The 24,831-nt window shown below is 63.6% G+C and carries 21 protein-coding genes; 9 read left to right on the top strand and 12 right to left on the bottom strand.

Translation table 11 applies throughout. The annotated features are described in order from the left end of the window. Positions 1–8 precede the first annotated feature (8 nt). The 3 genes from IPK66_09865 to IPK66_09855 form a co-directional block, all read right to left on the bottom strand. Positions 9–1,310 (bottom strand): alpha-amylase, encoded by a 1,302-nt coding sequence (locus IPK66_09865; GenBank protein MBK8175542.1) that lies wholly within the window; start codon positions 1,308–1,310, stop codon positions 9–11. A gap of 80 nt (positions 1,311–1,390) precedes the next feature. Beyond that, a complete protein-coding gene (gene glgA, locus IPK66_09860) occupies positions 1,391–2,605 on the bottom strand; it encodes a glycogen synthase (protein ID MBK8175541.1) in 1,215 nt (404 codons plus the stop codon). 212 nt (positions 2,606–2,817) lie between these two features. Further along, positions 2,818–3,621: a serine/threonine protein phosphatase gene (locus tag IPK66_09855; protein ID MBK8175540.1), complete on the bottom strand. Its 804-nt coding sequence runs from the start codon at positions 3,619–3,621 to the stop codon at positions 2,818–2,820. Positions 3,622–4,072: 451 nt separating this feature from the next. On the opposite strand from IPK66_09855, the gene IPK66_09850 reads away from it, so the two are divergent. The 4 genes from IPK66_09850 to IPK66_09835 all read left to right on the top strand — a co-directional run bounded on the left by IPK66_09850 (position 4,073) and on the right by IPK66_09835 (position 7,684). Beyond that, positions 4,073–4,639 (top strand): hypothetical protein, encoded by a 567-nt coding sequence (locus tag IPK66_09850; protein ID MBK8175539.1) that lies wholly within the window; start codon positions 4,073–4,075, stop codon positions 4,637–4,639. A 165-nt stretch (positions 4,640–4,804) separates the two neighbouring features. Next, complete coding sequence (locus IPK66_09845; protein MBK8175538.1) at positions 4,805–6,112, top strand: outer membrane beta-barrel protein; 1,308 nt, start codon at positions 4,805–4,807, stop codon at positions 6,110–6,112. 187 nt (positions 6,113–6,299) lie between these two features. After that, positions 6,300–6,869 (top strand): polysaccharide export protein, encoded by a 570-nt coding sequence (locus tag IPK66_09840; GenBank protein ID MBK8175537.1) that lies wholly within the window; start codon positions 6,300–6,302, stop codon positions 6,867–6,869. A gap of 125 nt (positions 6,870–6,994) precedes the next feature. Continuing rightward, the gene (locus IPK66_09835) at positions 6,995–7,684 is read left to right on the top strand and encodes a hypothetical protein (GenBank protein MBK8175536.1); all 690 of its coding nucleotides are present in this window, start codon (positions 6,995–6,997) and stop codon (positions 7,682–7,684) included. Positions 7,685–7,733: 49 nt separating this feature from the next. Here IPK66_09835 and IPK66_09830 read toward each other — a convergent pair whose 3' ends face one another. From IPK66_09830 to IPK66_09820, 3 genes are all read right to left on the bottom strand, one after another. After that, positions 7,734–9,032, bottom strand: coding sequence for an O-antigen ligase family protein (locus tag IPK66_09830; protein MBK8175535.1), 1,299 nt, complete (start codon positions 9,030–9,032; stop codon positions 7,734–7,736). Between the two features lie 316 nt (positions 9,033–9,348). Further along, positions 9,349–10,293 (bottom strand): HAMP domain-containing protein, encoded by a 945-nt coding sequence (locus tag IPK66_09825; GenBank protein ID MBK8175534.1) that lies wholly within the window; start codon positions 10,291–10,293, stop codon positions 9,349–9,351. Between the two features lie 650 nt (positions 10,294–10,943). After that, the gene (locus IPK66_09820; GenBank protein ID MBK8175533.1) at positions 10,944–11,684 is read right to left on the bottom strand and encodes a response regulator; all 741 of its coding nucleotides are present in this window, start codon (positions 11,682–11,684) and stop codon (positions 10,944–10,946) included. 308 nt (positions 11,685–11,992) lie between these two features. Between IPK66_09820 and IPK66_09815 the strand changes: the two genes are divergently transcribed. Further along, the gene (locus IPK66_09815; protein MBK8175532.1) at positions 11,993–12,379 is read left to right on the top strand and encodes an EF-hand domain-containing protein; all 387 of its coding nucleotides are present in this window, start codon (positions 11,993–11,995) and stop codon (positions 12,377–12,379) included. Positions 12,380–12,517: 138 nt separating this feature from the next. Beyond that, positions 12,518–14,179 carry a peptide ABC transporter substrate-binding protein gene (locus IPK66_09810; GenBank protein ID MBK8175531.1) on the top strand — a complete coding sequence of 554 codons (1,662 nt, stop codon included), beginning with the start codon at positions 12,518–12,520 and terminating at the stop codon, positions 14,177–14,179. Positions 14,180–14,215: 36 nt separating this feature from the next. Here the strand turns inward: IPK66_09810 and IPK66_09805 are convergent, their stop codons facing one another. Then, positions 14,216–15,955 carry a pentapeptide repeat-containing protein gene (locus IPK66_09805; protein MBK8175530.1) on the bottom strand — a complete coding sequence of 580 codons (1,740 nt, stop codon included), beginning with the start codon at positions 15,953–15,955 and terminating at the stop codon, positions 14,216–14,218. 232 nt (positions 15,956–16,187) lie between these two features. Continuing rightward, positions 16,188–17,582 (bottom strand): transporter, encoded by a 1,395-nt coding sequence (locus IPK66_09800; GenBank protein ID MBK8175529.1) that lies wholly within the window; start codon positions 17,580–17,582, stop codon positions 16,188–16,190. A gap of 319 nt (positions 17,583–17,901) precedes the next feature. Here IPK66_09800 and IPK66_09795 point away from each other — a divergent pair, with 319 nt between their 5' ends. From IPK66_09795 to IPK66_09785, 3 genes are all read left to right on the top strand, one after another. Further along, positions 17,902–19,416 (top strand): DegQ family serine endoprotease, encoded by a 1,515-nt coding sequence (locus IPK66_09795; GenBank protein ID MBK8175528.1) that lies wholly within the window; start codon positions 17,902–17,904, stop codon positions 19,414–19,416. Between the two features lie 229 nt (positions 19,417–19,645). Then, positions 19,646–20,329, top strand: a complete 684-nt coding sequence (locus IPK66_09790) for a response regulator transcription factor (protein ID MBK8175527.1) — start codon at positions 19,646–19,648, stop codon at positions 20,327–20,329. Further along, positions 20,286–21,770, top strand: coding sequence for a HAMP domain-containing histidine kinase (locus tag IPK66_09785; protein MBK8175526.1), 1,485 nt, complete (start codon positions 20,286–20,288; stop codon positions 21,768–21,770). The genes IPK66_09790 and IPK66_09785 overlap by 44 nt, the downstream gene beginning before the upstream one ends. A 33-nt stretch (positions 21,771–21,803) precedes the next feature. Here IPK66_09785 and IPK66_09780 read toward each other — a convergent pair whose 3' ends face one another. From IPK66_09780 to IPK66_09765, 4 genes are read right to left on the bottom strand one after another with little or no spacing between them, the layout of a single operon-like run. After that, the gene (locus tag IPK66_09780) at positions 21,804–22,535 is read right to left on the bottom strand and encodes an ABC transporter permease (protein MBK8175525.1); all 732 of its coding nucleotides are present in this window, start codon (positions 22,533–22,535) and stop codon (positions 21,804–21,806) included. A 39-nt stretch (positions 22,536–22,574) separates the two neighbouring features. Further along, complete coding sequence (locus tag IPK66_09775) at positions 22,575–23,339, bottom strand: ABC transporter ATP-binding protein (protein MBK8175524.1); 765 nt, start codon at positions 23,337–23,339, stop codon at positions 22,575–22,577. Next, positions 23,336–24,343, bottom strand: coding sequence for an ABC transporter substrate-binding protein (locus IPK66_09770; GenBank protein ID MBK8175523.1), 1,008 nt, complete (start codon positions 24,341–24,343; stop codon positions 23,336–23,338). The genes IPK66_09775 and IPK66_09770 overlap by 4 nt, the downstream gene beginning before the upstream one ends. Then, positions 24,340–24,825, bottom strand: coding sequence for an aminotransferase class III-fold pyridoxal phosphate-dependent enzyme (locus tag IPK66_09765; protein ID MBK8175522.1), 486 nt, complete (start codon positions 24,823–24,825; stop codon positions 24,340–24,342). The genes IPK66_09770 and IPK66_09765 overlap by 4 nt, the downstream gene beginning before the upstream one ends. Positions 24,826–24,831: the final 6 nt, after the last annotated feature.

Below are 24,831 nucleotides of genomic sequence, written 5' to 3'. Positions count from 1 at the left end.
GCGGCTAGTCAGAGGCTGGCGAAGACCCGCACTTCGCCGGGCTGGAGCGTCAGCTCCCCACCGGCACGAAACGGTTGTTCTTCGCCGCCTTCGGGCGTTACGTCACGCCCTTCCTTGATATCCGGATCGAGCCATTCGATCCGCGTCGTCACCGGCGCATCGAAGTCGTTGTTAACCGCGGTCACCGTCCAGCCGGTTCCGCGCATCGCCCGCCGTTGCAGGCATGCAACGCGACCGTCGGCAAGCAGGACCTCGCGCTGTGGTCCCTCTTCGTTGAGCACCGGCAGCGCGGCCTTCATCTTGTTGACGGCAGCGATGTATCCGGTGATATCGAAAAGTGGCTTCTCCCAGTCGGTCGGACGGCTGTTGACGACGTGAAGCTGTTTGCGGAACCCGTATTCGTAGCCGATCGGGATCATCACGCCGGTCGCGAACACGGCCGAAAAGAGATAGGCCCGGCGGTAGCGCTGTTCGAGCGCCCGCGCCCCGGTAATTCCCTTCGCCACCAGTTCGTTCGCCAGCCGATCGGTATCATGCGTTTCGGGGAAGGTTACCGAGGGCGCGATGGCGCGAAATTTGTCGTACTGTTCGAACAGCCAGTGCGCGCGGAAGTCCCACCACTTGGCGCTGTTAAACAGATAGTCGAAGCCGGCACCACGCATAGCCAGCGTTTCTTCCAGCAACGATCCGAGATTTTCGGCGACGAATAGAATATCGTCCTGTTCCTTTTGGCCTGCCGCGATCAGCGCACGCCAGATGTCCTTTGGCACCTTGTAGGCGGCATCGCAGCGAAAGCCGCGAAAGCCCAGCTTGATCGAATGACGGACGAGTTTGGCGAAATAGGCGACGACCTCCTTGCGCGCCGGACGCTCGCTATAATCGATTTCGGCGAGATCGGCCCATACCGTGCGCTTGCTGGTGTCGTCCGGATCTACCGCGAAGGGTGAGGCGAGGCTGCCATCGGCCTCGTGCGCGAACCAGTCCGGGTGCGTTTCCGCCAGCAGCGAGTCCTTGGCGGTGTGGTTGATCACAAGGTCCATCATCACCGCGATGCCGCGCTCGCGGGCGGCGTCGAGGAAGCGGGAGATGATGACGTCGGCCTCGTCCTTGCTGCCGTCGTCAAACAGCGGATTGAGCGCGAAGTAGTCCTTCACCGCGTAGAGGCTGCCGGAAAAACCGGGGTAATGGATTGGATTGATAAAAATCCAGTTGAACCCCATGTCGCCGATGCGATCGAGATGTGATTCCCAATCGCGCGCGTTGCCGGCGAGCAACGGAAACAGATTGTAGATTCTGGCGCCCTGCGGCACGTGCGTTCTCCCGTTCCCTATCGTGATTGCCCCTTATGAATGGCCCGAGGAGGCGGCAGTTCCCGCTCCGAGGGATCGGGCTAGCCGGGCTGTTCGATGAGGGTTTTGTAGAGATCGAGGGTTTGCTTGGCAATGCTGCGCCAGCTGTAAACGTCGATGACGCGAGCGCGGCCGGCCTCGCCCATCTGACGGGCGAGTGCGGGATCAAGCGCCAGACGATTGATGCCGTCAGCCAGTCCGCGCGAAAACGCCACCGGATCGTCCGGGTCGTGCGGCGGCACATCGGAGAGGGCGACCTTGACGATGAAGCCGGTCTCCCCGTCGACAACCACCTCGGGGATGCCGCCGACGCCGCTGCCGACGACCGGCGTACCGCACGCCATCGCTTCGAGATTGATGATCCCGAACGGCTCATAGATCGATGGACAGCAGAAGACGCTCGCGTGCGAATAAAGCGCGATGGTGCTCGGCCGGTCGAGCATGCCGGGAATCCAGATGACCCCCGGACGCCGCTGCCTGAGGTCGTCGACCATGGCCTCAAGCTCGGCCTGCAGTTCCTTGGTGTCGGATTCACCGGCGCACAGCACGACTTGAACCTGCGGATCGATCCGGTCGATCGCCTGAAGCAGGTAGAGCAGGCCCTTTTGTCGCGTCATCCGGCCGACGAACAGCACATAGGGCGCGCCATAGTCGATTCCAAACCGGGCAAGCACGTCCGGCCGGTTGACCGGCTTATATTCGTCGGTATCGATGCCGTTGGCGATAACATGCATCCTCGCCGGATCGACGTCGAACAGGCGGACGAGGTCGTCGCCGGTGCTCTTCGATACGGCGATCACCGCGTCCGCCATCTCCAGCGCGGTCTTTTCGACCCAGCAGGACAGCTCGTAACCACGGCCGATCTGCTCGCGCTTCCACGGGCGCAGTGGTTCCAGGGAATGCACGGTAATGACCAGCGGCAAGCCGTACAGCAGCTTGGCGAGTACTCCGCCGAAATGGGCGTACCACGTATGACAGTGGACGATGTCGGCGCTGATCCCCTGGCCGTTAAAGGCAAGGCAGGTGGACAGCGCGCGCAGCGGCGAGATGAATGGCACAGGGCAGCCGGAGAAGTGCGTGCCGTCGACCTTGGTGCCGCGCACGGTCAGATTGCCGTCGGCCAGCGACTGGTCATGAAAACTACGAATCTCGATCGGCGCGACTCGCGCCAGTTCCTTCGAGAGGTATTCGACGTGCACTCCGGCGCCACCATAGATGTGCGGGGGGTACTCGTTGGTCATGAATAGGATCCGCATGGACATCGGCTCCGAAGGCGCGCGGCAAGATGAGACGACGCTTTCTACCTCATGGCGGAAATTCGTCAATCGCCGTCCACCGGCTCGGGCCTGCGCATGGTGGTGATCAGCCGTGCTTTTGAGCCTTGCCGCACCGCCTTTATGAGCGTTGCCGCGCGGGGGCGGCGCGGCACGGACGCCGCAGAGCGGCAGGACGACAGCATCCCAGCGCGTCAGACGTCGAGCGCGCGGGTCGATAGAAAATAACGCTCGCTGCCCTGCAGAACGAGGCAGGTGAGCGCGTTGGTATAACAGGCGCCGGTGTCGATGCCGATGCGATTGTCACGCACTTCCGGATAGTCGCAGATCGAGTGGCCGTGCACGACAATCTTGCCGAAATCATCGTCCGACTCGAGAAATGGATCGCGAATCCACAACATGTCAGCCGGGGTCTGGGCGTCGAGCGGCTTGTCCGGATCGACACCGGCGTGGACGAATAAAAAATCTCCGATTTCGTAGGCCAGCGGCAGGCTGGCGAAGAAGTCGATGTGGCGCACGGGCACGCGTTCCCGCAGTTGGTCGCGGAGGGTGACCACGCGCAGTTCCGTCGATTCTTCGACGGTTAAGGCGTCCGGCAGGCGCACCCCGTAGCTGTAGAGCGTCGCATCGCCGCCATAGCGGAGCCATGCCGCGCTCCTCACCGGATCTTCAAGAAAGCAGACGAACTCCTCGTCGTGATTGCCTCGCAGGTGCACGCTATCGAAGCCCGGCAGCGGTTCATCGAGCAGCACGTCAATCACCGCCCGGCTGTCGAAGCCGCGATCGATGTAATCGCCGAGGTAGACGATGACCTTGCGTGCAGCATAAGGCGCCGTCGCCGCGTCTGCGGCAATGATCTCATGCAGACAGCGCAACAGGTCGACGCGGCCGTGCACGTCGCCCACGGCGTAAATTCGCATCCCGTCCGGCACCTGCGCCGTATCGACGGTCAGCCGCGGCCGCCGGGTCAGCCAGCGCTTCAGCAACGCGCGCGGCATCGTTCGTCGTCGCTCATCTGTCATCCATCCATCGCCGGAGCATGCTGGCCGGTCCTTGATCGCCGTGTCGCCGGCCGAACGCCGATCGCCGCACCGTGTCGCAGGACATATAGGCCCAAGCCGCGAGCGGATAAACGCCACCACCACATGGACGGTCGGCTTCACAAGCGTAGTCGACATTCTAGCAACGTCGCTATGACAACCGACACGGACACAAAAATTTATTCATGCAATAATTACGAGCATGAGCCGGTTCGAGTCCACATGCTCGGCGCGGAGGCGTCGGCCAACGGAGAAACCGCTGCATAAGGGTGTATTGCAGACGATCAATGAATCTAGAGTTGTATCTATGCATGGACTTAAACGTTCTAATACACCTTATGAGATCAGATTGGGATCTCGGCTCGGACGGGACAGTGTCCAGTCCAGCGTCGCGGCGAGGAGCGCATTGATGTCGTTTACAACCCGGGCGAAGCTGCCCGCTCGTCTGATTGTCGGCGCCGCCCTCGTCCTGATCGCTCTGCGCCCGGTCACGGCTGAGACTTTGCCGAATGAGGTTCGCGCGTCGATCGCATCGATCGTGGGTGAAGCGTCGTCGCGCCCGGACCAGTGCCCGGCGCCCTCGGCGCTCTCGTCGCTGGCACAAGAGCGACCCGACCTTACCGTCGCCATTGCCGAAGAAACCGCGAAACGCATTCGCTCGGGCTCCTCCGACGAGGATGATTCGCTGTGTCCCTGCGTCGGTGCTACGGCGAAGGCGTTGGCTGCGGCAAACGCCGACGACGCGGCAGATATCCGAGACGTCTTTGCCAATGTCTTCCCCAACTGTGACGAGAATATCACTGCAGGCATTGAGGAGTCGTTATTGACGGACGCATCCGGGCCAGGAGGTCCGCCACGCACGGGATGGCCGACTATTCCTGGCTTTGGACCCTATGGCGATCCGACAAAGAAATGCGATGCATGTGCGCTCGCACAACCTCCGGCCAAAGATGCTGCCAGCCAGACTTCTTTTTGACTGGCGACCTGACCATAGATGTCGGCGGCGGCGGCGTAATGGGCGGTTGGCGGTTGCATCGCGACATGCAGACGAGTACTACATTCCGCAAAGTCGCCACTTTTGAGTGTTTCTCGGAGAGGTGTTGCACCATTCCGCAAACCGATCCATCCCGGGGGATGCATAATGAACAAAACTCGTGCCTGGACAGGATGCATTGTCTTTGCCCTGTCCGCCCTCGCCGTATCAGAGGCTTATGCTCAGGCCGCGGCACAAATTCAGCCGCTGACGCCGCGTGAACCCGAATCCGAAGCTGCGCGCGGTGAGACGGTGATCACACGCCAGCGTCCTGAACTTGATCCGCTGGGTATCCGTGCCGGCTCGTTCCTGATCTACCCCAAGCTCGGAGTCGAAGAGACATACAACGACAATGTCTTCGCCGTTCGACACCAGACAAAAGACGACTTTATCACCGACATTAAACCGGAAATCTCCGCTGAATCGAACTGGTCGAACCACGCTCTCAACTTCGGTGTCGGTGCGGACTCTGGAGTTTACGCGGATTTTGGCGACCTCAACTACAATGACTGGTTCGTACGCAGCGACGGACGCATCGATATTACGCGCGACGCGGCAGTATTTCTCGGCGGAGGCTTCGCCCACGAGCACGAAGATCCGGGCGAGCCAGACGCCGCGACCGACGCGAAGAAGCCGACGCAATACGATCTGATCAACGGCATCGCCCGATACATCCAGACCTTCGGTCGCCTGCGCGCGACTGGCGAGGCCGGTATCATCCGGCTCGACTACGATCAGACCGACCTCGTCGGTGGCGGAGAACAAAGCAACACTGGGCGAGACCGCAATGTCTATACCGAGGGCGTGCGGATCGGCTATGAACTCTCCCCAGCCTACGAGGCGTTCGTGCGCGTCGACGGCAACCAGAGGGTCTATGACACGCGCCAGGATGGCAGCGGCGTTGAGCGCAATTCGACGGGCGTGACCAGTGTCGCTGGTGTGTCGCTCGACCTCGGCGGCATCGTCTTCGGAGACGTCTTCGCCGGATATCTTGGCCAATACTTCAACGACAACTCATTCAACGACGTTAATGGATTCACCGCCGGTGGCACAATGACGTGGAACGTCACGACACTGACAACGCTGAACGCCCGCGTCGCCAGGACGATTCAAGATACGACCCAGGCGGGCTCGCCTGCTTTCTTGCGCACGTCCGGCGGCCTGTCGGCGGATCATGAGTTGCTGCGCAACCTGATCCTGACAGCAACGGCGACAGTGACCAACGACAACTACGAAGACGTCAATCGCAACGATTACTACTATATCACCGGAATTGGTGCGCGATACCTGATGAACCGGAACATCTATGCCAATATCGGTTATCAGTTCGTTCGCCATACCAGCAATGGCAGCGATACGACCGATGACAGTTATTATCAAAACATGTTCCGTATCGGCCTCGAAGCCCAGCTTTGAGCCCTGCAGAACCGAAGGAACTGATCAGATGAAGCAACCGGTCCGCTGCCGAGCATCAATCGTTCGCGGTCTGAGCTGATCGAACATGACGGACAAGGGGCGGTTTAACCGACGGCAACCGCGTGACAATCATCAAGCACCTGGCAACCGTGAGCAAATAAAGGGTGAGCGAATGAACATGCAACGGATGAGCCGACGTGACGCGCTCAAGAGCGGCGTTGCCGGAATACTGATCGGGGTGCCGCTGGCATTGGGGGCCGCAATCTCGAGAAGCGTGGCCGCACCTACGGAGGATATCTCGGGCTACAAGCTCGATTCCGGAGACAAGATCAAGGTCACGGTCTTTGGCCATGAAGACCTCTCGGGGGAATTCGAGGTTGACGGAACCGGTAACGTCTCCCTGCCGCTCATTCGCGATGTCAAGGCGGCAGGGCTGACTGCCCGGCAGCTGGAAAAGACGATCGCCGAGCGGCTGTCGCCGGATTATTTGCTGAACCCCAGCGTCAGCGTCGAGGTACTCAACTACCGGCCCTTCTACATCTACGGTGAGGTCACCAAGCCCGGCAGCTATCCCTTCGTCAACGGCATGACGGTGATTACAGCCGTGGCGATGGCCGGCGGCTTTACCTACCGAGCCCGCACCAGCCGGGTCCACATCATCCGCGCCGACGACGAGTCGCGTACACCGGTGGATGCCGATCGCGATACGGCGGTTCTTCCAGGCGACGTCATCGAGGTCCCCGAGCGATATTTCTAATCCATTCACCCTAAGGGCGGGCGGTGATCGAGGCATCCCTTTCGCCTCTCTGTCGCCGTCATCCCGGGCAGACACGTGCGATGAGGCCTTCGGCCCCTCACTCTCAATCCCCGAACGAGACGCGGTTGCGTGCGCGCATGGGACTGGCTCGACGTCTTGTCGCCTTGCCGGTCGCCATTGCCGCCGCCGCGCTTCTCACGGTGGGCGTACCGCACACCATCGGTGTGCTCATCTCCGCTCGCGCGGAACCAATCTTGCGATTACTGCAGGATCAGCACCTGGTCGAAACCGATAAGCTGCGATCGCTGATTGCTGTGCTCGGTCAAGCGCAGCCGTGGCTCAGAGGCGGCGACGCACGCTTGGACGCTGGGCTTGCCGAGTTGGTGCTGGCGGAACAGTTGCCCCGCGGCGATCCCGAGGCGGCGCAGGTTCTCGATCAGGCGATCGCATCACTCCGGGCGGGGCTAGAGCGCGAGCCGGCAAATCCCTATGCGTGGTCGCGGCTGGCCTATGCCGAAGCCTTGAAGAATGGATGGACTCCGCTCGCGGTGTCCTCCCTGCGGCTGGCGCTGATCACCGCCCCGTACGAGCCACCCCTGCTATGGTCGCGGCTACGCATGGCTTTCCTTGCCTGGCCGAAGATGACCAGTGACGATCGGGATCTCGTCTTCCCACAGATCCGCTACGCTTGGCAGGCGAACCCACAGGCATTGGCGCGCCTCGCCGTCGATCTTCGGCAGGAAAACCTTGTCCGCGCGGCGCTCTTGCGCGTTCCGGAGGACGGGCTGGCGTTCGAGGACCTGATCAAGCATTGACGCTGCGCCAGACGTCGATCATCCCCAGCACCCCGTCGCGCCCAGCGCCTTACCAGGGATCGGCCGGCCGGCGGCTACTCCAGCACTGCGCGCACGCCGCCCCCATGATCAGCATATAGGTCGCGGTCACCGCCGGGATCTGCAAGCTGAAGTCGACGGTCGCGTGCGTTGCCACCAGGACACTGACGGCAAAGCCGACGCACGGATAAACCGAATCGCGCCGGCGCTGGCGGATGCCCCAGGCACATAGACCGAGAAAGAACGCGAACACGCCGAACAACGCCAGGGCGGCCGGCACGCCAAGTTCGAGGACGTTCTCGAGATAGGTGTTGTGCGCCATGTTGAAATGGCCGTTGATGTCGCTCGTGCGGTAGAAGCGGAACGCTTCTTCGAAGGTGCCGAGTCCGGTACCGAGCCCACCGGAATCGCCGATCGCAGCCATCGTGCGGCTGTAGACCAGCGGCCGTTCCTCCGACGCCAGCGACGTTTGCATCAGCCGGCCGATCAACTGATCGCCGCCAACACCGAACGCCCAGACAAAGCCGACAACGCACACGCCCGCGGAAATCAAGGCAAACCGCCGGTCAATGGCGCGGGTCAGCCCGGCAGCGGTGAGAAGGACGATCAGGCCGAGAATCGTGCTTGCCACCCCCGCCCGCGAATGCGAGAGCACCAGCGCCGTCATCAAGGCAATCCAGGCGAGCAGAAGCGGCCAGCCGCGTCCGATCGCGATCTCCGCAAGGCGCGCCACCCGCTGCTTTAGGTCCGTCGCGGGACCAAGAGGACCTTGGGTGAGCAGCACCAGCAGCAGCCCCGTAGTGCAGACAAGGCCAAGTCCGGCGTATGTCGCATACGAGTTGCGATTGACGAAGGTACTGGTCACGTCGCCCAAATAAGCGTGCTTGCGGAAAATCAGGATGGTTTCCGAGCCCGTCAGATAGATGACGAGGCCGTAGACGGCATAGGCGAGCCCGGCATAGACCACCGCCAGCAGGATCTGGCGGGCGCGCAATGACCTGCGCGCGTACTGGAAGGCGATCCAGAAGATGCCCGCGTAGGTCAGCAGCCGCGCCAGACCCAGCACTGTCGCGAACGGATCGAGCGAGATGGCTTTCCACCGCGATTCACCCAGTGCCGCCGCGCTCATCTCCCACAGGGGATGATTCCATGCGGCAACCAAGCGGACCTGCGACTGCACGATGATCCAGGCGACGACCCCGGCAAACAGCAGCGCCGCCGGCCACAGGCTGCGCAGGCCGAACGCCGGGTCCTGGAGCCCGAGCGCGATGCGGCCGCTCCATACCGCCAGCACGCCGCCGACGATGCTGGCCGCCAGCCCCAGCTCCACTGGTAGACCGCGCCCAGCGGCAGCGGTAAAAGAATGACAAGGCCGACGATAATCCAAAAAAGGATCGGCATCTCCCGCCGTACCGTGTTCGCCATGACCGATGCCCGTCGGGCGAGAGGGCCGTTCGACCGAACGGCTGCTCGCATGAGTATCAGAACTTGCAATAGCGCAACCTTGCTAATCGGTTGGCTGGCGCAAATCAAGCAAAGACTTGCGCCGCGAGCGCCCGGTCTCGGCGCTCGCCACAGACAATCCCGGAGTTTCCAGGGCAAAATTCCGCAAGACAAAATTCCTCGGGCAAAATGCTCCGGCGTTGCTACGCTGCGGCGCCCGTTGGAAGAACGACCGTCGCGCGCAGTCCACCGGACGGTCGATTGGCGAGAAAAACGCGGCCGCCGTGCGCATCGATCGCCGCACGCAGAAGGGAGAGGCCGAGGCCGACACCACCGGTCTCCCGGCTGCGGGAGGTCTCCAGCCGGTAGAACGGTTCAAATACGCGTTCGAGTTCACCTTCCGGCAAGCCCGGTCCGTCGTCGTCAACGCTGACGACGAGGCTGGTGGCAGTCGCGGCCAACGTCACCCGCGCACGACCGCCGTACTTCAGTGCATTGTCGACGAGATTGGCGAACGCCCGCTTAAGTGCGGCGGGCCGGCCGACGCATTCGGCGTGCGCGGGCCCGGCATAGTCGGCATCGGCGCCGGTATCGGCCGCTTCCTCACACACGGTTTGCAGCAACACGGCGAGATCGAGAGCGGCCGGCGGTTCGATCGCGGATTCGTCGCGGGCGAACGACAACGCGACCTCGATCATCGCCTGCATCTCGTCGAGATCGGCGATCATCTTGCGCTGCTGCTCTTCGTCCTCGATCAACTCGGCGCGCAGTTTCATCCGCGTGAGCGGCGTGCGCAGGTCGTGCGACATCGCCGCCAACATCTGGGTACGCTGGCGGACGAACTGCTGCAGACGCTCCTGCATGTGGTTGAACGCGCCCGCCGCGCGCTCGACCTCGAGCGGTCCCTGCGTCGATAGCGGTGGGGCGTTCACGTCGCGGCCCAGCCGTTCGGCCGCATCGGCGAACATCGCCAGCGGCTGAGCCGCGCGGTTCACCGCCCATAACGAAATCATCAGGATCAGCACCGTGGTCGCGACAATCAGGGGAAATAGCTCCGTCTGCCAGAACGGCTGCACCGTGGCGACAACGGCGCCGAAGTTGAGCCAGCTTGCGTCGTCAAGCCGGAAGGAGCCGACGAGCAGCTTCATCTCGGGCGCGCCCGGCGGCGGCGGCGTCATCCATCGCGGCGGCCACTGCCGCCCTGACGCTCCACCCCGTGGTCCGCGGCGATCCTCATCGCCAAGCATCTCGCGCAGCGAGCCACGATGGATTGTATCGGAAGGCATACCGCCAGGCGAATCATCGCCCAGGGAACCGCCACCCAGTGAATCGTTGCCCGGTGAACCCTCACCGCCCCGATCCCTTTGCGGTTCAAGCGGCGCCTCGACATCGAAACGCCCGGGAAACGGTCGCATCGCTTCGAGCGACAGCCTCAGGCGATCGCTTTGAAGGTCTCCCAGCTCCGCATTGAACGCTTTGCGCAGCAGGCGGACCCGCCAGCCGCTCGCCTGTTCGGGCGCGATCGGGCGTACGGAAACGAACAGGCGCACACCAGGCTGATGCATCGCCCGCAACACGCTCCAGCGATCGCTTGCCGGCACGCCGTAGAGCGCTGCGACCACACTCGCCACCTGTTCGGCGATCTGGCGTCCGCGATTGCTGGTCAGCACGTCGAACCGCTCGGTGGAATAGACGACGACGCCGGCAACATTGGAGACGAGGACGCCGAGCAGCAGAACAATTACCGTACGGGTCACCAGCGAGCGCGGCCAGAAACGTATGGCCGAAAAGCGCAGGGTCATGCGCGGCTGACCTCCGGCGCAAACAGATAGCCTCCACCGCGCACGGTCTTGACCAGCGTCGGCTCGCGCGGATCGTCCTCGATCTTGCGGCGCAGGCGGCTGACCTGAACATCGATGGAACGATCGAACGGCTGCGCGTCGCGGCCACGGGCGAGATCAAGGAGCTGATCGCGGCTCAGGACTCGCTGCGGATGGGAGACGAACGCCGCCAGAAGCGCGAATTCCCCGGTCGACAGCGCCACCAGAACACCGGCGGGTGACAGGAGCTCGCGTTTGTCGATATCAAATCGCCAGCCGGCGAAGGCGACCCGCGTCGTCGCCGTCCCCTCGCCCTCGTCCGCCGCCGCCAGCAACGAGGCCGGCGTGCCGGCCGACCGGCGAAGCACGGCGCGAATGCGCGCCAGCAATTCGCGCGGGTTGAACGGTTTGGCGAGGTAGTCATCGGCTCCCATTTCCAGGCCGATGATGCGGTCGATCTCCTCCCCTGCCGCGGTCAGCATGATCACTGGCACCGATCCCTCCGCACGCAGACGACGACACAGCGATAGCCCGTCCTCTCCCGGCAGCATCAGATCGAGAACGATCAAGTCGATCGCGCGGTCGGCAAGCGCCTTGCGCATTTCCTTGCCGTCGACGGCAAGGCTGACGCGAAACCCATGCTTGCCAAGAAACCGCGACAACAGGTCGCGGATCTCGCGGTCATCATCGACGATCAACAGGTGGGGCGTGGCATCCATTGCAAGACTATAGGACGCCGCTCGCTTAAGAGCGCCGCTAATTTGGTAACGGAAGTTTACCACGGCCGGACTTGAAACATCGTGTTACACGATTGCCTGCTCGCGACATCATCGCGCAACAGCGCCCGACTACAGTGCGTCTCGATCACGACGGCCGCGAATGCGGTCGCCTCGACAGGAGAAGAAAGATGCACAACGGTCTTATGAGGGCCTCTCTGCTCGCGGCGCTTGGCTTTGCTGTCGCAGCGCTTCCGGCTGCGGCGCAGGGGCCTGGCAGCGGACCTGGCGGCTGCGGCGGAGCGGCCGGGATGATGCTCGAGCGCTTCGATACCAACGGCGACGGCAAAATTACCAAGGAAGAGTTTGAAACCCAGCGCAACGAACGCTTCGCGTCCATGGACAAGAACGGCGACGGTCAGATCTCGCTCGACGAGTTTCAGTCGGCGCCCCCTCCCCAGCCGTCGCCGGCGCGCATGGAACAGATGTTCAAGCGCGCCGATACCAACGGCGACGGCGTCATCAGCAAGGATGAGCTGGAAAACCGTGGCGACATGCGATTCGATCGGCTGGACAAGAACGGCGACGGCGTCGTGACCGCCGAGGAGATAAAGCAGGCGATGCCGGGCAAGCGCGGCGGTCGCGGCCCGGGCGACTGCCCGCCGCCGGCCGATGGCACTACCGACGCACCGAAATAAGCCAGCACCCTTTGTGAATCGGGCAGCCCGGATTGCTCCCGTCGGCTGCCCGGGCTGCCCGCGGCGCCCCCCCCTTAAGTCCGCGGGCAGCCACCCTTTTGATGGACGGCGCGCGCATTTCGCCTTATTCGGGCACCGATGCGCGCGCTGCTTTCGTTTCTGCTGCTGATCGCGACACTCGCCGTCGGCACGCCGGCCCGGGCCGAGCCCGACAGCCTTGTCATCGGCATCGCCCAGTTTCCCGCCTCGCTCCATCCCAGCATCGAATCGATGATGGCGCGGGCCTACGTGCTTGGCCTCGCCCGCCGCCCGTTCACCACCTACGACGCCGCGTGGACGCTGACGTGCATGCTCTGCGTGAGTCTGCCAACACTGGAGAACGGCGGCGCGGTCATGGAAACAACGGCGGACGGCAAGCCCGGCATGGCGGTTACCTTTCGTATCCAGCCGCAGGCGCGCTGGAGCGACGGTGCGCCCATCACCGTTGCCGACGTCGCGTTCACCCTCGAAGTCGGACGGCACCCCCTGTCGGGCGTGATGCCGAAGGAGTTCTATCGCAGCGTCTTGCGTCTCGAGAGCGACGGCGAGCGCACCTTCACCTTGCATTTCGACCGGCGCACCTGGGATTACAACGACATCGCCGGGCTCGAACTGCTACCAGCGCACATCGAGCGCGAGGCCTTCGCCGATCCGCCAGGTTACCCGACGCGGACGCGCTACGTCACCGACCCGACCAATCCCGGGCTCTACAATGGCCCTTACCGCGTCGCCGAGGTCGTTCCCGGATCACACATCGTCCTCGTTCGCAACGAGTACTGGTGGGGTGACCCCCCGGCCTTCGCGCGAATTGTCGTGCGCGCGATCGAGAATACCGCGGCGCTCGAGGCCAACCTCCTCTCCGGTACAGTGCAGATGATCGCCGGCGAGGTCGGCCTGACACTCGACCAGGCGATCGCGCTGGAACAGCGCCACGGCGATCGCTTTCGCGTGCTCTACAAGCCCGGACTGATCTACGAGAACGTTTCCTTGAACCTCGACAATCCGGTCCTCGCCGATAAACGCGTCCGCCAGGCGCTGCTCTACGCCATCGACCGTCCGGCTATCACCCAGCAGTTGTTCGCCGGCCGCTTGCCGGTCGCCGACACCGCGGTCAGTCCTCTCGACCCGATGGCGGCGCCCGACGTTCATCATTATGCGTTCGATGCAGGCAGGGCAGACGCCTTGCTCCGCGAAGCCGGCTGGCTGCGGCAGTCCGACGGAACCCGGATGGATGCCTCCGGCAGGCCACTTCAGCTCGAGATCATCTCAACGGCGGGCGATCGGACGCGCGAGCTGGTCGAGCAGGTGCTTCAGAGCCAGTGGCAGCGCGTCGGCATCACCGTGCGCATCCGCAATCAGCCGGCGCGCGTATTCTTCGGCGAGACGGTCAGCCATCGCGCGTTCGCCGACATGGCGATGTTCGCCTGGATCGGCGCACCGCAGAGCGTGCCACGAACGACGCTGCATTCGGACGAGATCCCGACGGCGGCCAACGGCTGGTCCGGACAGAACATCTCGGGTTGGCGCAATCGTGACGTCGACGCCTTGATCGCCGCGATCGAAACCGAGCTTGACGAGACGAAGCGCCACGCACTGTGGGGGCGCCTGCAGGCGATCTACGCCGAGGAGCTTCCGGCGCTGCCGCTGTTCTTCCGCGCCCAGGCCTTCGTCCTGCCGAGCTGGTTGGACGGCGTCGAGCCCACGGGGCATCAGTATCCGACGACGCTGTGGGTCGAGCACTGGCATCGCCGCGCACCATGATCGGATTGTCGCATGTCCGCACCCGGCGCCGTCGCCTCAGACGGTGAACAGGCGCTGGAAGACCTGGATGATCGTCGCCGCGAACCAGTAGCCGAGGACCTTGAGCACGATGAAGTAATAGCGGGCGAGGCCGATGACCTCGACCCTTTCGAACTTTTTGCTCAAACTGACCGCCGGCAGCATCGTATCCAGCGTATATTCGAATGAATAAAGCACGTAGCTGCGTGACCAGGGTCGCTCCGTCGACCCGACTGCCGAGCGATAGGTCGGCCAGAAGACGACCATGCCGACAAGGATCAGGACCCCGAACAACCGGAGCGCCAGCGCTGGCTGATAGCCGTAGCCGTTCACCCAGCGGCTGAGGGACAATGCGCCGGCTTTGATCACCGCCACCAGGTGATCTGTCAGGCGATTCTGCGGCCGCTCCACCTGGGGCGCCGGCGGGGGGGTGTTTGCCCCCGCGGCGGTCGTGAACGACGCCATCTTACCGATGCCGTCGCCGGCAAGCCATGCGAGCCAGGCCTCGTCCCGCACCGTCATTCGCAGTCTTTTGTCGTTTGCGTGGAACTGCACATCGTCGGCGCAGTCATCGCAGCCGGATTGACGCAACACCCGCGCCAACTGATCGTAGGACGAGTCGGAGACGGCGGGGTCGCGGTTCAGCCATGCAATCAACCATTCACTGCCACGCGCCGGGACGTTGGTAAGACCGCTCTGCTTTTGCAAGCCGTTCCAGCGCTGATAGGCGAATCCAGCGAGGTCCAGCCGTTTCGGCCACGCGTCGGGTAGATCCTGGATCGAGCCGACGACGGCATTGCGCAGAACAAGGCGCGACGTCTCGCCCCATTGATTGCCGGGAAGATCTTTCGATCCGAGAAACAGTTCGCCATCGATCCGCGTGCCGGTCAGATTGATCATATCGAGCGCATCCAACGTCCCGTCGGCGATGATCAGCTTGCCGCCGATGCGCGCGTCGTAGAGATCCCAGCGGCCGTTGATCCCGGGACCAAGACTGCCTTGATCAGGAACGACGGAGTTCCACGCGAGCGTATACGCCTCGACGTTTTCACGGACATCGACGCGCGACATATTGAGCACGCCCTCAAGGTGCGCACCGCTCAGCCTCACGCTCTTGCCGATATCGGCATCGGAGAGGTTGAGGTCGTGAAAATGCGCGCGGTTGAACAAAAGGGCGTCGCCAATACTCGCCTCGGCGAGGCTGACCGGCCCGCCAAACGCCGAGCCGCGCAGCGAAAGCGTCCGCGATGTCTTCAGTCGGCTGAGATCCATGCCCTGGTCGAAACGACAGTTCTCCAGCCTTACTTCGTCGTCAAAGCGGACTCCTTGCAGGTCGACCGACTCGTGGAACTGGGCGCCGACGATGCGCACACCACCAAATCGGCGAGCCGCGCTGTAAGTTGGATCGAGGATGAGGGTGCGCAGGAACTTCGACGAGAGCACCCGGGCCGATGTCCATTCCATGCTCGCCGCCGGATCAAGCCAGACTTTGAAACACCGCTCGAAGTCGGCGGGCTTTCCCGCCCGGAGTTGCGCTATGACCCACGCCTCGGCGCTGGTCATCCCGTCCGCGCCCTCGGCCTGGCAGGCGCCCTCGTCCCCGCCCTCGCCGGGACCGCCTGCCAAACACGGTAACGGCGCCGCGCAAACAGCGATGCAGAGCATCAACGCTGGCAGGAACGTCGCAATCGAACCTGAAATCCACCCCCGGCCGAGAATCGGCTGACGCCGCCCTCCCGTGGTCAAGTCGTCACGCATCGGAAAGCTCCCCTTCGCCCTCGCACCGAAGCCGCTGCGGGACGACGCGCAAAACCCTACGGCGAGCTCTCACGCTTCCCCATTTGAACGATATTGAGGCTAGAATATCGCCAAATTGGCGCAAAAGCGAGCGATTTGCAACCGGGTCCTCCGCCCATACTGCTTCGCACCAACGTTTGTGCCATCTTGTGAGCTTTGGCCGAGCACGTACTGAGGGAGCTTCGCGACCGGGTTAGAAATTCACCCGGAATTGCACACCCAACATATCGACCGAGCTTTCGGCGTTGCCGGAGAAGTTGCCGTGTGGCGTGTTGCCCGGGGTATCGGACAGGTCGAGCGAAGCGCCAACGATAAAGATATGCGTGTAACCCAGATCGAAGCTGACGTCGGGGAGCGGCAGCCACGCCGCACCGAATGAAATCCAATAGCGATCCGCGGTCGGAATGCGGGGCGTCCGCGTGCTCTTCGGAATGGGGTCCTGATCGAAAGCCGCACCGAAGCGCAGTGTCCACGCGTCGACGGGTTTCCACGTCGTTCCCAGAGAGACAAACCACGTATCGTTCCAGTCTTCCGGGGTCACCGCGTTCGGCTGCTGCGGGTTCGAGTACTCCACCGTCAGATTTTTGAAGCGGCTCCATCGCGTCCATTCGACGTCACCCATGATCGCCCAGTCCGGCGAGAGCGCGTGATAGACGCCAAGCGATGCCGTCTCCGGCGTGGTGATGTCGGCCCTGGCGTTGGTGTCCTGAAACGCTCCGGTGCTACCGGCGATTGTCTCGCCGCGCGGACCGCCGAGCGCGAAGGTTCCGTCGCCGCGCAAGGTGTGTTCAACGGCGGAGTGATAGGCGAGACCGATGCGCGTGTCCTTGCGCGGTTCCCACAGCGCGCCCAGGACATAGCCGTAACCGACATCGCTACCGTCAACCTTGCCAATGCCATCTTGCTCACCCGGGACGCCACCAGGACCAATACTGCCGAAATCTATCGCATTGCTCAGCTTCGCCTGGAAGTACTGGATCTGTGGACCGGCGGCGAGGGACAACCCGTCCGTCACTTCCCAGGCCACCACCGGACTCGCGCTGACCGCCTGCACCTTCGAGTGCAGCGCATAATAACGGCCAAGCCAATTATCGCGATAGTCGGTCTCGACACCGAATGGAACATTGACGGACAAGCCAGCCTTAATATTCTCTGTAAGTCCAAGGCTTTGCTGTACGTCCCACATGGCATAGAAATATGGGACAAAATGATCCTCTCCGGCGTCGCGGCCGCCGCCGTTACCGTTATATGCAATACCATTACTATTGCTTGCTTGCGCGTTTCGGATCTTGATCTGTGGCGCGACGACCGTACCACCGAGGATCATCTGATTACCGTGCTGCAATGACAGCGTCGCTGGATTGAAGAACATATAGCTGACGTCGTCACCACCGGCTGTGGCTCCGGAGAAGGCATTGCCGAGCGCCGTGACACTCTGCTCGCGTAGCGCATAGCCTGACGCGCCGGCCTGCCCGGCGGTTGCAAGCGTCACTGCCGCCGCAAGACCGATGACGATCGGCAAGGACGGGCGCGCTGCCGATCGTCGCGCAGCAGCAGGCCGATGGCTCTGACCGTTCTCGGCTGGCATGACGCTTCCTACGCCCCCCCATGCTCCCGCTCCGGGGTGCCCATGCCGGCGACTTCCGGTGCTTCGTTTCGCCGGATAGTTCGTTTTTGCGGGATTGCTGTTGACGTTTTATTATAACCCAGTTGGGCTCATTTTACGCTGACGTGTCGGGTCCTGGGCAACTGAAATATCCAATTTTCGTTCGTTTTGATCACGCCTCGCGGACTGACGGGCACACCGTGAATGATGAACAATCGTTAATGTTGTCGTAAGCCGTCGGTAAGGTCGCCTCACGCATTCTTCCTGGCATCGTAAATGCACGGTTTTCAGGAAGAGGTTGATGCAACACAGTGGAGTTGGTGGGCATTTTTTGCGCCGGGGACGGGCCACGATCCTGTCGTTTGCGTTGTTTGGCGCGATTGCGGCGGTGCCCTTGGCGTGCCCGCTGCCGGCATACGCCCTCACATCCCCCGAGAGTTTTGCCGACCTGATCGATCAGGTTGCTCCCGCTGTGGTGCAGATCACGGCGAAGCAGCCGGCCGGCAACGACGAGACAGCGCAGGCGCCGTTTCAGTTACCTGACGAGCTGCGCAACGGCCCGTTCCGCGACTTCTTCGAGCATCATTTCGGCCCCGGCAACGGCGAGGGCGGCGAATCGACACCACAGGGTGAACGAGCCGCGCTCGGCTCCGGGTTCATCATCTCTGGCGATGGTGTGATCGTGACCAACAACCACGTCATCGGTGACGCGCAGAAGATCGCCGTCACCTTGAAGGATGGCAGCGAGTTTCCGGCAAAACTGCTCGGCAGTGACGAAAAGACCGATCTTGCCGTCCTGAAGATCGATGCCGGACGCACGTTGCCGAGTGTGTCCTGGGGCAACTCCGATGCGACCCGCGTAGGCGACTGGGTGGTGGCGGTGGGCAATCCGTTCGGCCTCACCGGCACGGTGACGGCGGGGATCGTCTCCTCGCGCGGCCGCGATCTGCACGCCGGTCCCTATGATGATTTCATCCAGATTGATGCGCCGCTGAATTCCGGGAATTCGGGCGGCCCTCTGTTCGACGCCGCGGCGCACGTGATCGGCGTCAACACCGCGATCTTTACGCCGAACGGCGGCAGCATCGGTATCGGGTTCGCTATCCCATCCAATATCGCGGAAAAGATCGTGGCCGAGTTGCAGGACAAGGGCTCCGTCGAACGCGGCTGGCTCGGCGTTGCCATTCAGCCGGTAACACCGGACGTCGCCGACAGCCTCGCACTGAAAAAGGCTGAAGGCGCGCTCGTCGCAACCGTGACCGACGACAGCCCGGCAAAAAAGGCGGGATTGAAGCAGGGCGACGTGATCATCGGCTTCGACGGCAAGCCGGTCGCCACCCCGCGCGACCTGAGCCGCATGGTCGCGGAAACGACGACGGGCAGCGAGAAGTCCCTGACGGTCTGGCGCGACGGCCACGAGAAGCGAATCAACGTCGACGTCGGCTCCATGCCCAAGCAGGTCGCGGAGAACGAGCCGTCCCATAGCGGCCACGGAGCGACCCCGGGCGGCGTCGAGCTGAGCGCCCTCGGACTGACGCTGGCGCCGGTCGACGACGCGACCCGAAGCCACTACGGCCTGTCGCAGACCGCAAACGGCGCAGTGATCGCCTCTGTCGACGCCAATGCCGATGCGGCGGAGAAAGGCCTGCGAGCGGGTGATGTGATCACCCGGGTCAATCAACAGGCGGTAACCTCGCCGTCCGACGTCCTCGAAGCGGTGGCGAAGGCGAAAGGGGCGCACCGCAAGTCCGTCCTCCTGCTCGTCGAGCGCCAGGGCGACCAACGGTTCGTCGCCGTCACGCTGGCGACCGCCTGACACAACGATTGCGAAGCCTTCACCGCGAGCGGGTCGTCCCGTTATCGCAGCGCAGGTTTCAAATGAACGACTGCCGTCGCCTCGCTCCCTCCCTCCTCCCCACGGCGACGGCAAGGGAGGGCCGGCCCTTCGGCGGGGTCGGTAATGCGAGGGCCTCGTTCTTCCGCTCCCAAAGAACGGGGCCCTCGCCTCTCGCTTCCCCTGCTTCCTTGACGTATACGAAGGTGGCATGCGTATCCTGATCATCGAAGACGATCGCGAAACGGCGGAATACCTGCGAAAGGGCCTCGCAGAGAGCGGCCATGTCGCCGATCACGCCGCCACTGGCCCGGAAGGGCTGGCGATGGCTCCCGGCGGCCACTACGACGCGCTGATCGTCGATCGCATGCTTCCCGAGATGGAAGGGCTGGCGGTCATCCAGCAACTGCGTGAGCAGAAGTTGACGACGCCGGTGCTGATCCTCAGTGCCCTCGGCCAGGTCAACGATCGTGTGCGAGGACTGCGCGCCGGCGGCGACGACTATCTGGTCAAGCCGTTCGCGTTTTCCGAGCTGCTCGCCCGCCTGGAGGCGCTCACCCGTCGGCGCGGTGGCGATGACCTCGAGGCGGCAACTCACCTGCGGGCCGGCGATCTTGAGATGGATCTCTTGCGCCGGACCGTCACTCGCGCCGAGAAGCCGGTCGATCTGCAGCCGCGGGAGTTTCGCCTGCTCGAATATCTAATGCGGCATGAAGGCCAGGTCGTCACCCGCACCATGCTGCTCGAAGGCGTCTGGGACTATCACTTCGATCCGCAGACCAACGTCATCGACGTGCACATCAGCCGTTTGCGCGCGAAGATCGACAAGGGCAATCCGATCCCGCTGCTGCATACGATCCGCGGCGCCGGCTACAGCCTGCGTGCCCCGGCTTAATCTCGTCCGGACGACGGCCTTCCGGCTGACCGTCCTCTATTTGGCGTTGTTCAGCGCATCGGTTCTGGCGATCCTCGGTTTCATCTACTGGTCAACGGTCGCCGTGCTCGACCGCCAGACACGGGCGACCATCGAAGCCGAGGTCAAGGGGCTGGCGGAACAGTACAAGGAGCGCGGACTTGCCGGACTGATCGACGTCGTTCGTGACCGCTCCGGTGAAGGTGGTGGTCGCGACAGCGTCTATCTGCTGTTTGATCCGCAAGTCGGCCCACTCGCCGGCAACCTTGCGGCGTGGCCGACGGTCGCCACCGGCCCGGGTGAATGGATCACCCTCGACTTGATGCGGCGCGAGGAAGGGCGGCTGATGCCGCACGAAGTGCACGCGCGCACCTTTCAGCTCCTCGGCGGTTATCGCATGCTCGTCGGGCGCGATATGTACGAGAAGACCAAGTTTCGCCGCATCGTCGTCGAAACCCTCGCATGGTCACTGGCGGCAACGCTCGGCCTCGGCCTCGTCGGCGGCGTCATCCTCAGCCGACGGATGCTCGCGCGAGTCGAAGGCGTTACCCGGACTGCCCGACGCATCATGCAAGGCGACCTATCGCAGCGGATCGAGCCGGCCGGCAGCGATGACGAGTTCGACCGGCTGGCGGAAAGCCTCAACGCCATGTTCGAGCAAATCGAGCGCCTGATGGCGGGCATGCGCCTGGCAACCGACAGTCTGGCGCACGACCTGCGCGGACCGCTCACCCGCCTGCGCGGGCGCATCGAACTGGCCCTCATCCACCCTCCCGATCCGGCACTCGACCGCAACGCCCTCAACGATGTGCTGAGCCAGACCGACGCCGCGCTGGCGATGTTCGACAGTCTGTTGAAGATCGCCGCCGCCGAGGCCGGGGTGGCGACAACCGAACTGAAGCCGCTCGACCTCGGCGCCCTCGCCCGCGATGCTGCGGAGCTCTATGAGCCGCTCGCCGAGGAAAAGGGCATCCGCCTCGACATCGAGACGCGTCCGGCACCGCGGGTCGCAGCGCAGCGTGAACTGCTGGCGCAGGCCGTTGCCAATCTGCTCGACAATGCCGTCAAGCATACGCCCGCTGGCGGGGCGATCACCGTGCGGGTCGTGGAGGATGGCGGCGGGGCGATGCTGACCATCGCCGATACGGGGCCGGGTATTCCCGCAGTCGACCGCGAGCGGGTGCTCGAGCGTTTTGTCCGGTTGCAGGAGTCCCGGTCGGGTCCGGGCGCGGGCCTCGGCCTCAGCCTCGTTGCCGCCGTCGCCAAGCTGCATGGCGCGCACCTGCGCCTCGACGATAATCCGGCTTGGCTCACGACCGAACGCGCTCCACTCGCGGCACCCGGAACGGCGGGCCCTGGATTGTCAATCGAGATTTGCTTCCCGCCCGCCCCCGAGCAATCCTTCGCATCGGCGGCACAATGAGCTTGGCTCGCGGGCAAACGCCGGTGGCACGAATCATCGATGACGCAGCAGATACCGGCTTACCCAGGCCAGGGCGGCATGCATCAGAACGCCCGCAGTGGACAGCAGCAGCAGGGCGGCGAACAGGCGGGGAATTTGCAGCCGGTATCCCGCTTCGAGGATGCGATAGGCGAGGCCGCTCTCGCTGCCGCCCGTCCCGGCGACGAACTCGGCAACGATCGCACCGATGAGGGCGAGCCCCCCGGAAATACGCACCCCGCCGAGGATATAGGGCAGTGCCGTCGGCAGGCGCAGGAGAACGAGCGTCTGCCAGCGGCTTGCCCGGTAAAGCCGAAACAGGTCCACAAGGCCGGCATCGACGCTATTAAGTCCCTGCGTGGCATTGGCGACGATGGGAAAAAAGGCAACGACCGCGGCGCAGATCAGCAACGCGACGGATACATCGTCGACCCAGATGATGATCAGTGGCGCAATCGCCACGATCGGCGTGACCTGGAGCGCGATCAGCCAGGGATAGACGCTGCGCTCGATCCAGCGCGACTGCACCAGCAGAACCGCGAGCGCAAGACCGCCGACAACCGCGATCACCAGCGCTTCGAGGGCGATGCGGAGCGTGACTATGAGCGCCGCCAGCAGATCGGGCGCATCGCGCCATAGCGTCTGGGCGATCAGAACCGGCCCCGGCAAGACGTATGGCGGAATGTGGTTCAGGCGCACCACCCCTTCCCACGCCGCGAGAACGGCGATGGCGAGAAGCGCCGGCATCGCCCGCAGCACCAAGGCGCCTCTCACCTCAGAGCGGACTCACGCCGCCTTGCCACCGGCTAAGACCTCGCTCACCTGCCGGCAGGCCGCGCTGAACGCGGGTTCCATGCGCAGTGCCTGCGTCCGCGGTTGCGGCAGGTCGAGCGGTAAATCGGCGCGGACGCGGCCCGGCCCGGCACTCATCACCAGCACGCGCGTGGCGAGGAACACAGCTTCGAAAATGCTGTGGGTCACGAACAGCACCGTCAGCTTTTCTTCGCGCCAGATCTGCAACAGGTCGTCGTTCAGCTTGAAGCGCGTCGGCTCGTCGAGCGCGGCGAAGGGCTCGTCAAGCAGCAGCAGGCGCGGCCGGGTCGCCAGCGCCCGGGCGATCGAAACGCGCATGCGCATGCCGCCGGAGAGTTCGTGGGGGAAGTCACCGGCGACGCCGTCCAGGCCGACAAGTGCAAGCACCGCGTCGATGCGCCGCTGGGCGTCGGCGCGGCGCACGCCAGCGAGATGTAAGGGCAGGAACACATTATCGAAAACGCTCGTCCACGGCAGCAGCGTCGCATCTTGGAAGACGAAGCCGATATCCCCCCGGCGCGGCGGATCGCCAAAGCGTCGGACGATCGCGCCGCGCGCCGGCGCCAGCAGCCCGGCGGTGATGCGCAGCAACGTGCTCTTGCCGCAACCGGACGGTCCCACCACGGCGAGGAACTCGCCTTCATCGAGCGCAAGGTCAAGCGGCCCAAGCCCGGCCTTGCCGTCGCCATAGGTCTTCACGACGCCATTGAGCTGGAGCAAGGGGGCAACGGTGTTCATTGGCCGCCCGATTCCAGGTCCTCGCGCTGCGTAACAAAGTGAAGGGTAAACGCCCGGTGCCAGTCCATCGCCGGCGGATAAAGGCCGGCGCTTGCCATCGTCGTGAAGAAGGCCTGCCAGCGCGCCTCGCTCATCACCCCGATGCCGAGGCGCTCGGCATCGCCGGAGCTAACGATGCCCCAGCGTTTCATCTGCGCAATCCCATACGCGATCAAGTCTGGCGTCATTTCCGGATTATCTTTCAAGATCAGGGCGTTTCCTGGGCTCGGATCACCGTCAAGATAGCTTTGCCAGCCTTCGATCGAGGCATCGACAAACCGCTGTACGAGGTCGGAACGCTCTCGCACCATTTGCGTGCTGACCTCGATCAGCGAGCCGTACGACGCATACCCCGCGTCGGCGAGCAGCAGAACGACGGGTTCAATCCCCTGCTGGTGAATGAGGTACGGCTCACTGCCGGCGTACCCTTGCTGCACCGCGTGCGGATCGACGAGAAAGGGCGCGATCGAAAATACATACGGGCGAATCTGCGCGTCCGAATAGCCGAATCGCTGTTTCAGGAACAGCCAGGAACCGGCGCGGGTATCGGCACCGATCATAATCGGCTTGCCTTTCAGCGCTTCAAACGAATCGTTCCCCTGACCGGGATGCGCAATCAGCACCGCCGGGTCCTTCTGAAAGATCGCGGCAACGGCAATCAGTGGGATATTCTCGCGGACGGCATTCAAGGACAGGAACGAATTCGGCGCGATCGCAGCGTCGAGCCGGCCGGCGGCGAGGAGTTGTATCGCGTTGACCTGCGGGCCGCCCTGGCGAATGACGACGTCAAGTCCGTACTTTGCGTAAAGCCCTGTCGCCAGGGCCTGATAGAAGCCGCCGTGCTCCGCCTGAGCCCTCCAGTCGGTCCCGAGCACGATCTTATCGCCAGCGACCGCGCCGCCGGCCGCGAGGTGCATGCAAACCAGGAGAAGGACCGTCGCCCACCCATGACGCTTTCGGCTCATATGGGTATTACTACGCGATTCCCGGCGCTTACGCGAGCCCATATCCTTCGGAACGGGCATTTGCGATCGAAACCGCGAGAGCGATGGTCGGCGCGCGTCACCGATGGCCCCGCCGTTACCGCGCCTCGGTTATCACCGCCTCGTCGAGGCTGTCGCCAAGAATATCGAGCGCACGGTCGAGTTCGTCGCGGGTGACGGTCAACGGCGGCGAGATCGGCGCCGACGTCGAGGCCGGACCGGGCGATCACCGCCGCCAGGGGCAAGATGCCGCCTCCGAGCGCCTTGCCGAGGGCGAGGACGTCAGGCGCGACGCCCGTGTGCTCGCTGGCGAACAGCCGGCCGGTCTTGCCGAGGCCGGTGGGGATCTTATCGAAGATCACGAAGGTGGCGTGTGCGTCGCAAGCCGCCCGCGCCTCGGCCCAAAAACTCGGGGGCGGGCTCTGTTGCAAACTTTGACTCCGGACGCGTGACGATCTTGGCAGATGACC

It is taken from the genome of Rhodospirillales bacterium (assembly GCA_016712595.1).
Classification (GTDB): domain Bacteria; phylum Pseudomonadota; class Alphaproteobacteria; order Rhodospirillales; family Defluviicoccaceae; genus Defluviicoccus.
This window is presented reverse-complemented; position numbering and strand designations above follow the sequence as displayed.

Bases quoted from the DNA above. Each gene is read 5' to 3' on its own strand.
- glgA (MBK8175541.1), bottom strand. From the start codon at position 2,605: ATGCGGATCCTATTCATGACCAACGAGTACCCCCCGCACATCTATGGT.
- IPK66_09855 (MBK8175540.1), bottom strand. From the start codon at position 3,621: ATGCCGCGCGCGTTGCTGAAGCGCTGGCTGACCCGGCGGCCGCGGCTG.
- IPK66_09850 (MBK8175539.1), top strand. From the start codon at position 4,073: ATGTCGTTTACAACCCGGGCGAAGCTGCCCGCTCGTCTGATTGTCGGC.
- IPK66_09845 (MBK8175538.1), top strand. From the start codon at position 4,805: ATGAACAAAACTCGTGCCTGGACAGGATGCATTGTCTTTGCCCTGTCC.
- IPK66_09840 (MBK8175537.1), top strand. From the start codon at position 6,300: ATGAGCCGACGTGACGCGCTCAAGAGCGGCGTTGCCGGAATACTGATC.
- IPK66_09825 (MBK8175534.1), bottom strand. From the start codon at position 10,293: ATGAAGCTGCTCGTCGGCTCCTTCCGGCTTGACGACGCAAGCTGGCTC.
- IPK66_09820 (MBK8175533.1), bottom strand. From the start codon at position 11,684: ATGGATGCCACGCCCCACCTGTTGATCGTCGATGATGACCGCGAGATC.
- IPK66_09815 (MBK8175532.1), top strand. From the start codon at position 11,993: ATGATGCTCGAGCGCTTCGATACCAACGGCGACGGCAAAATTACCAAG.
- IPK66_09810 (MBK8175531.1), top strand. From the start codon at position 12,518: ATGCGCGCGCTGCTTTCGTTTCTGCTGCTGATCGCGACACTCGCCGTC.
- IPK66_09805 (MBK8175530.1), bottom strand. From the start codon at position 15,955: ATGCGTGACGACTTGACCACGGGAGGGCGGCGTCAGCCGATTCTCGGC.
- IPK66_09800 (MBK8175529.1), bottom strand. From the start codon at position 17,582: ATGCCAGCCGAGAACGGTCAGAGCCATCGGCCTGCTGCTGCGCGACGA.
- IPK66_09795 (MBK8175528.1), top strand. From the start codon at position 17,902: ATGCAACACAGTGGAGTTGGTGGGCATTTTTTGCGCCGGGGACGGGCC.
- IPK66_09790 (MBK8175527.1), top strand. From the start codon at position 19,646: ATGCGTATCCTGATCATCGAAGACGATCGCGAAACGGCGGAATACCTG.
- IPK66_09780 (MBK8175525.1), bottom strand. From the start codon at position 22,535: ATGCCGGCGCTTCTCGCCATCGCCGTTCTCGCGGCGTGGGAAGGGGTG.
- IPK66_09775 (MBK8175524.1), bottom strand. From the start codon at position 23,339: ATGAACACCGTTGCCCCCTTGCTCCAGCTCAATGGCGTCGTGAAGACC.
- IPK66_09770 (MBK8175523.1), bottom strand. From the start codon at position 24,343: ATGAGCCGAAAGCGTCATGGGTGGGCGACGGTCCTTCTCCTGGTTTGC.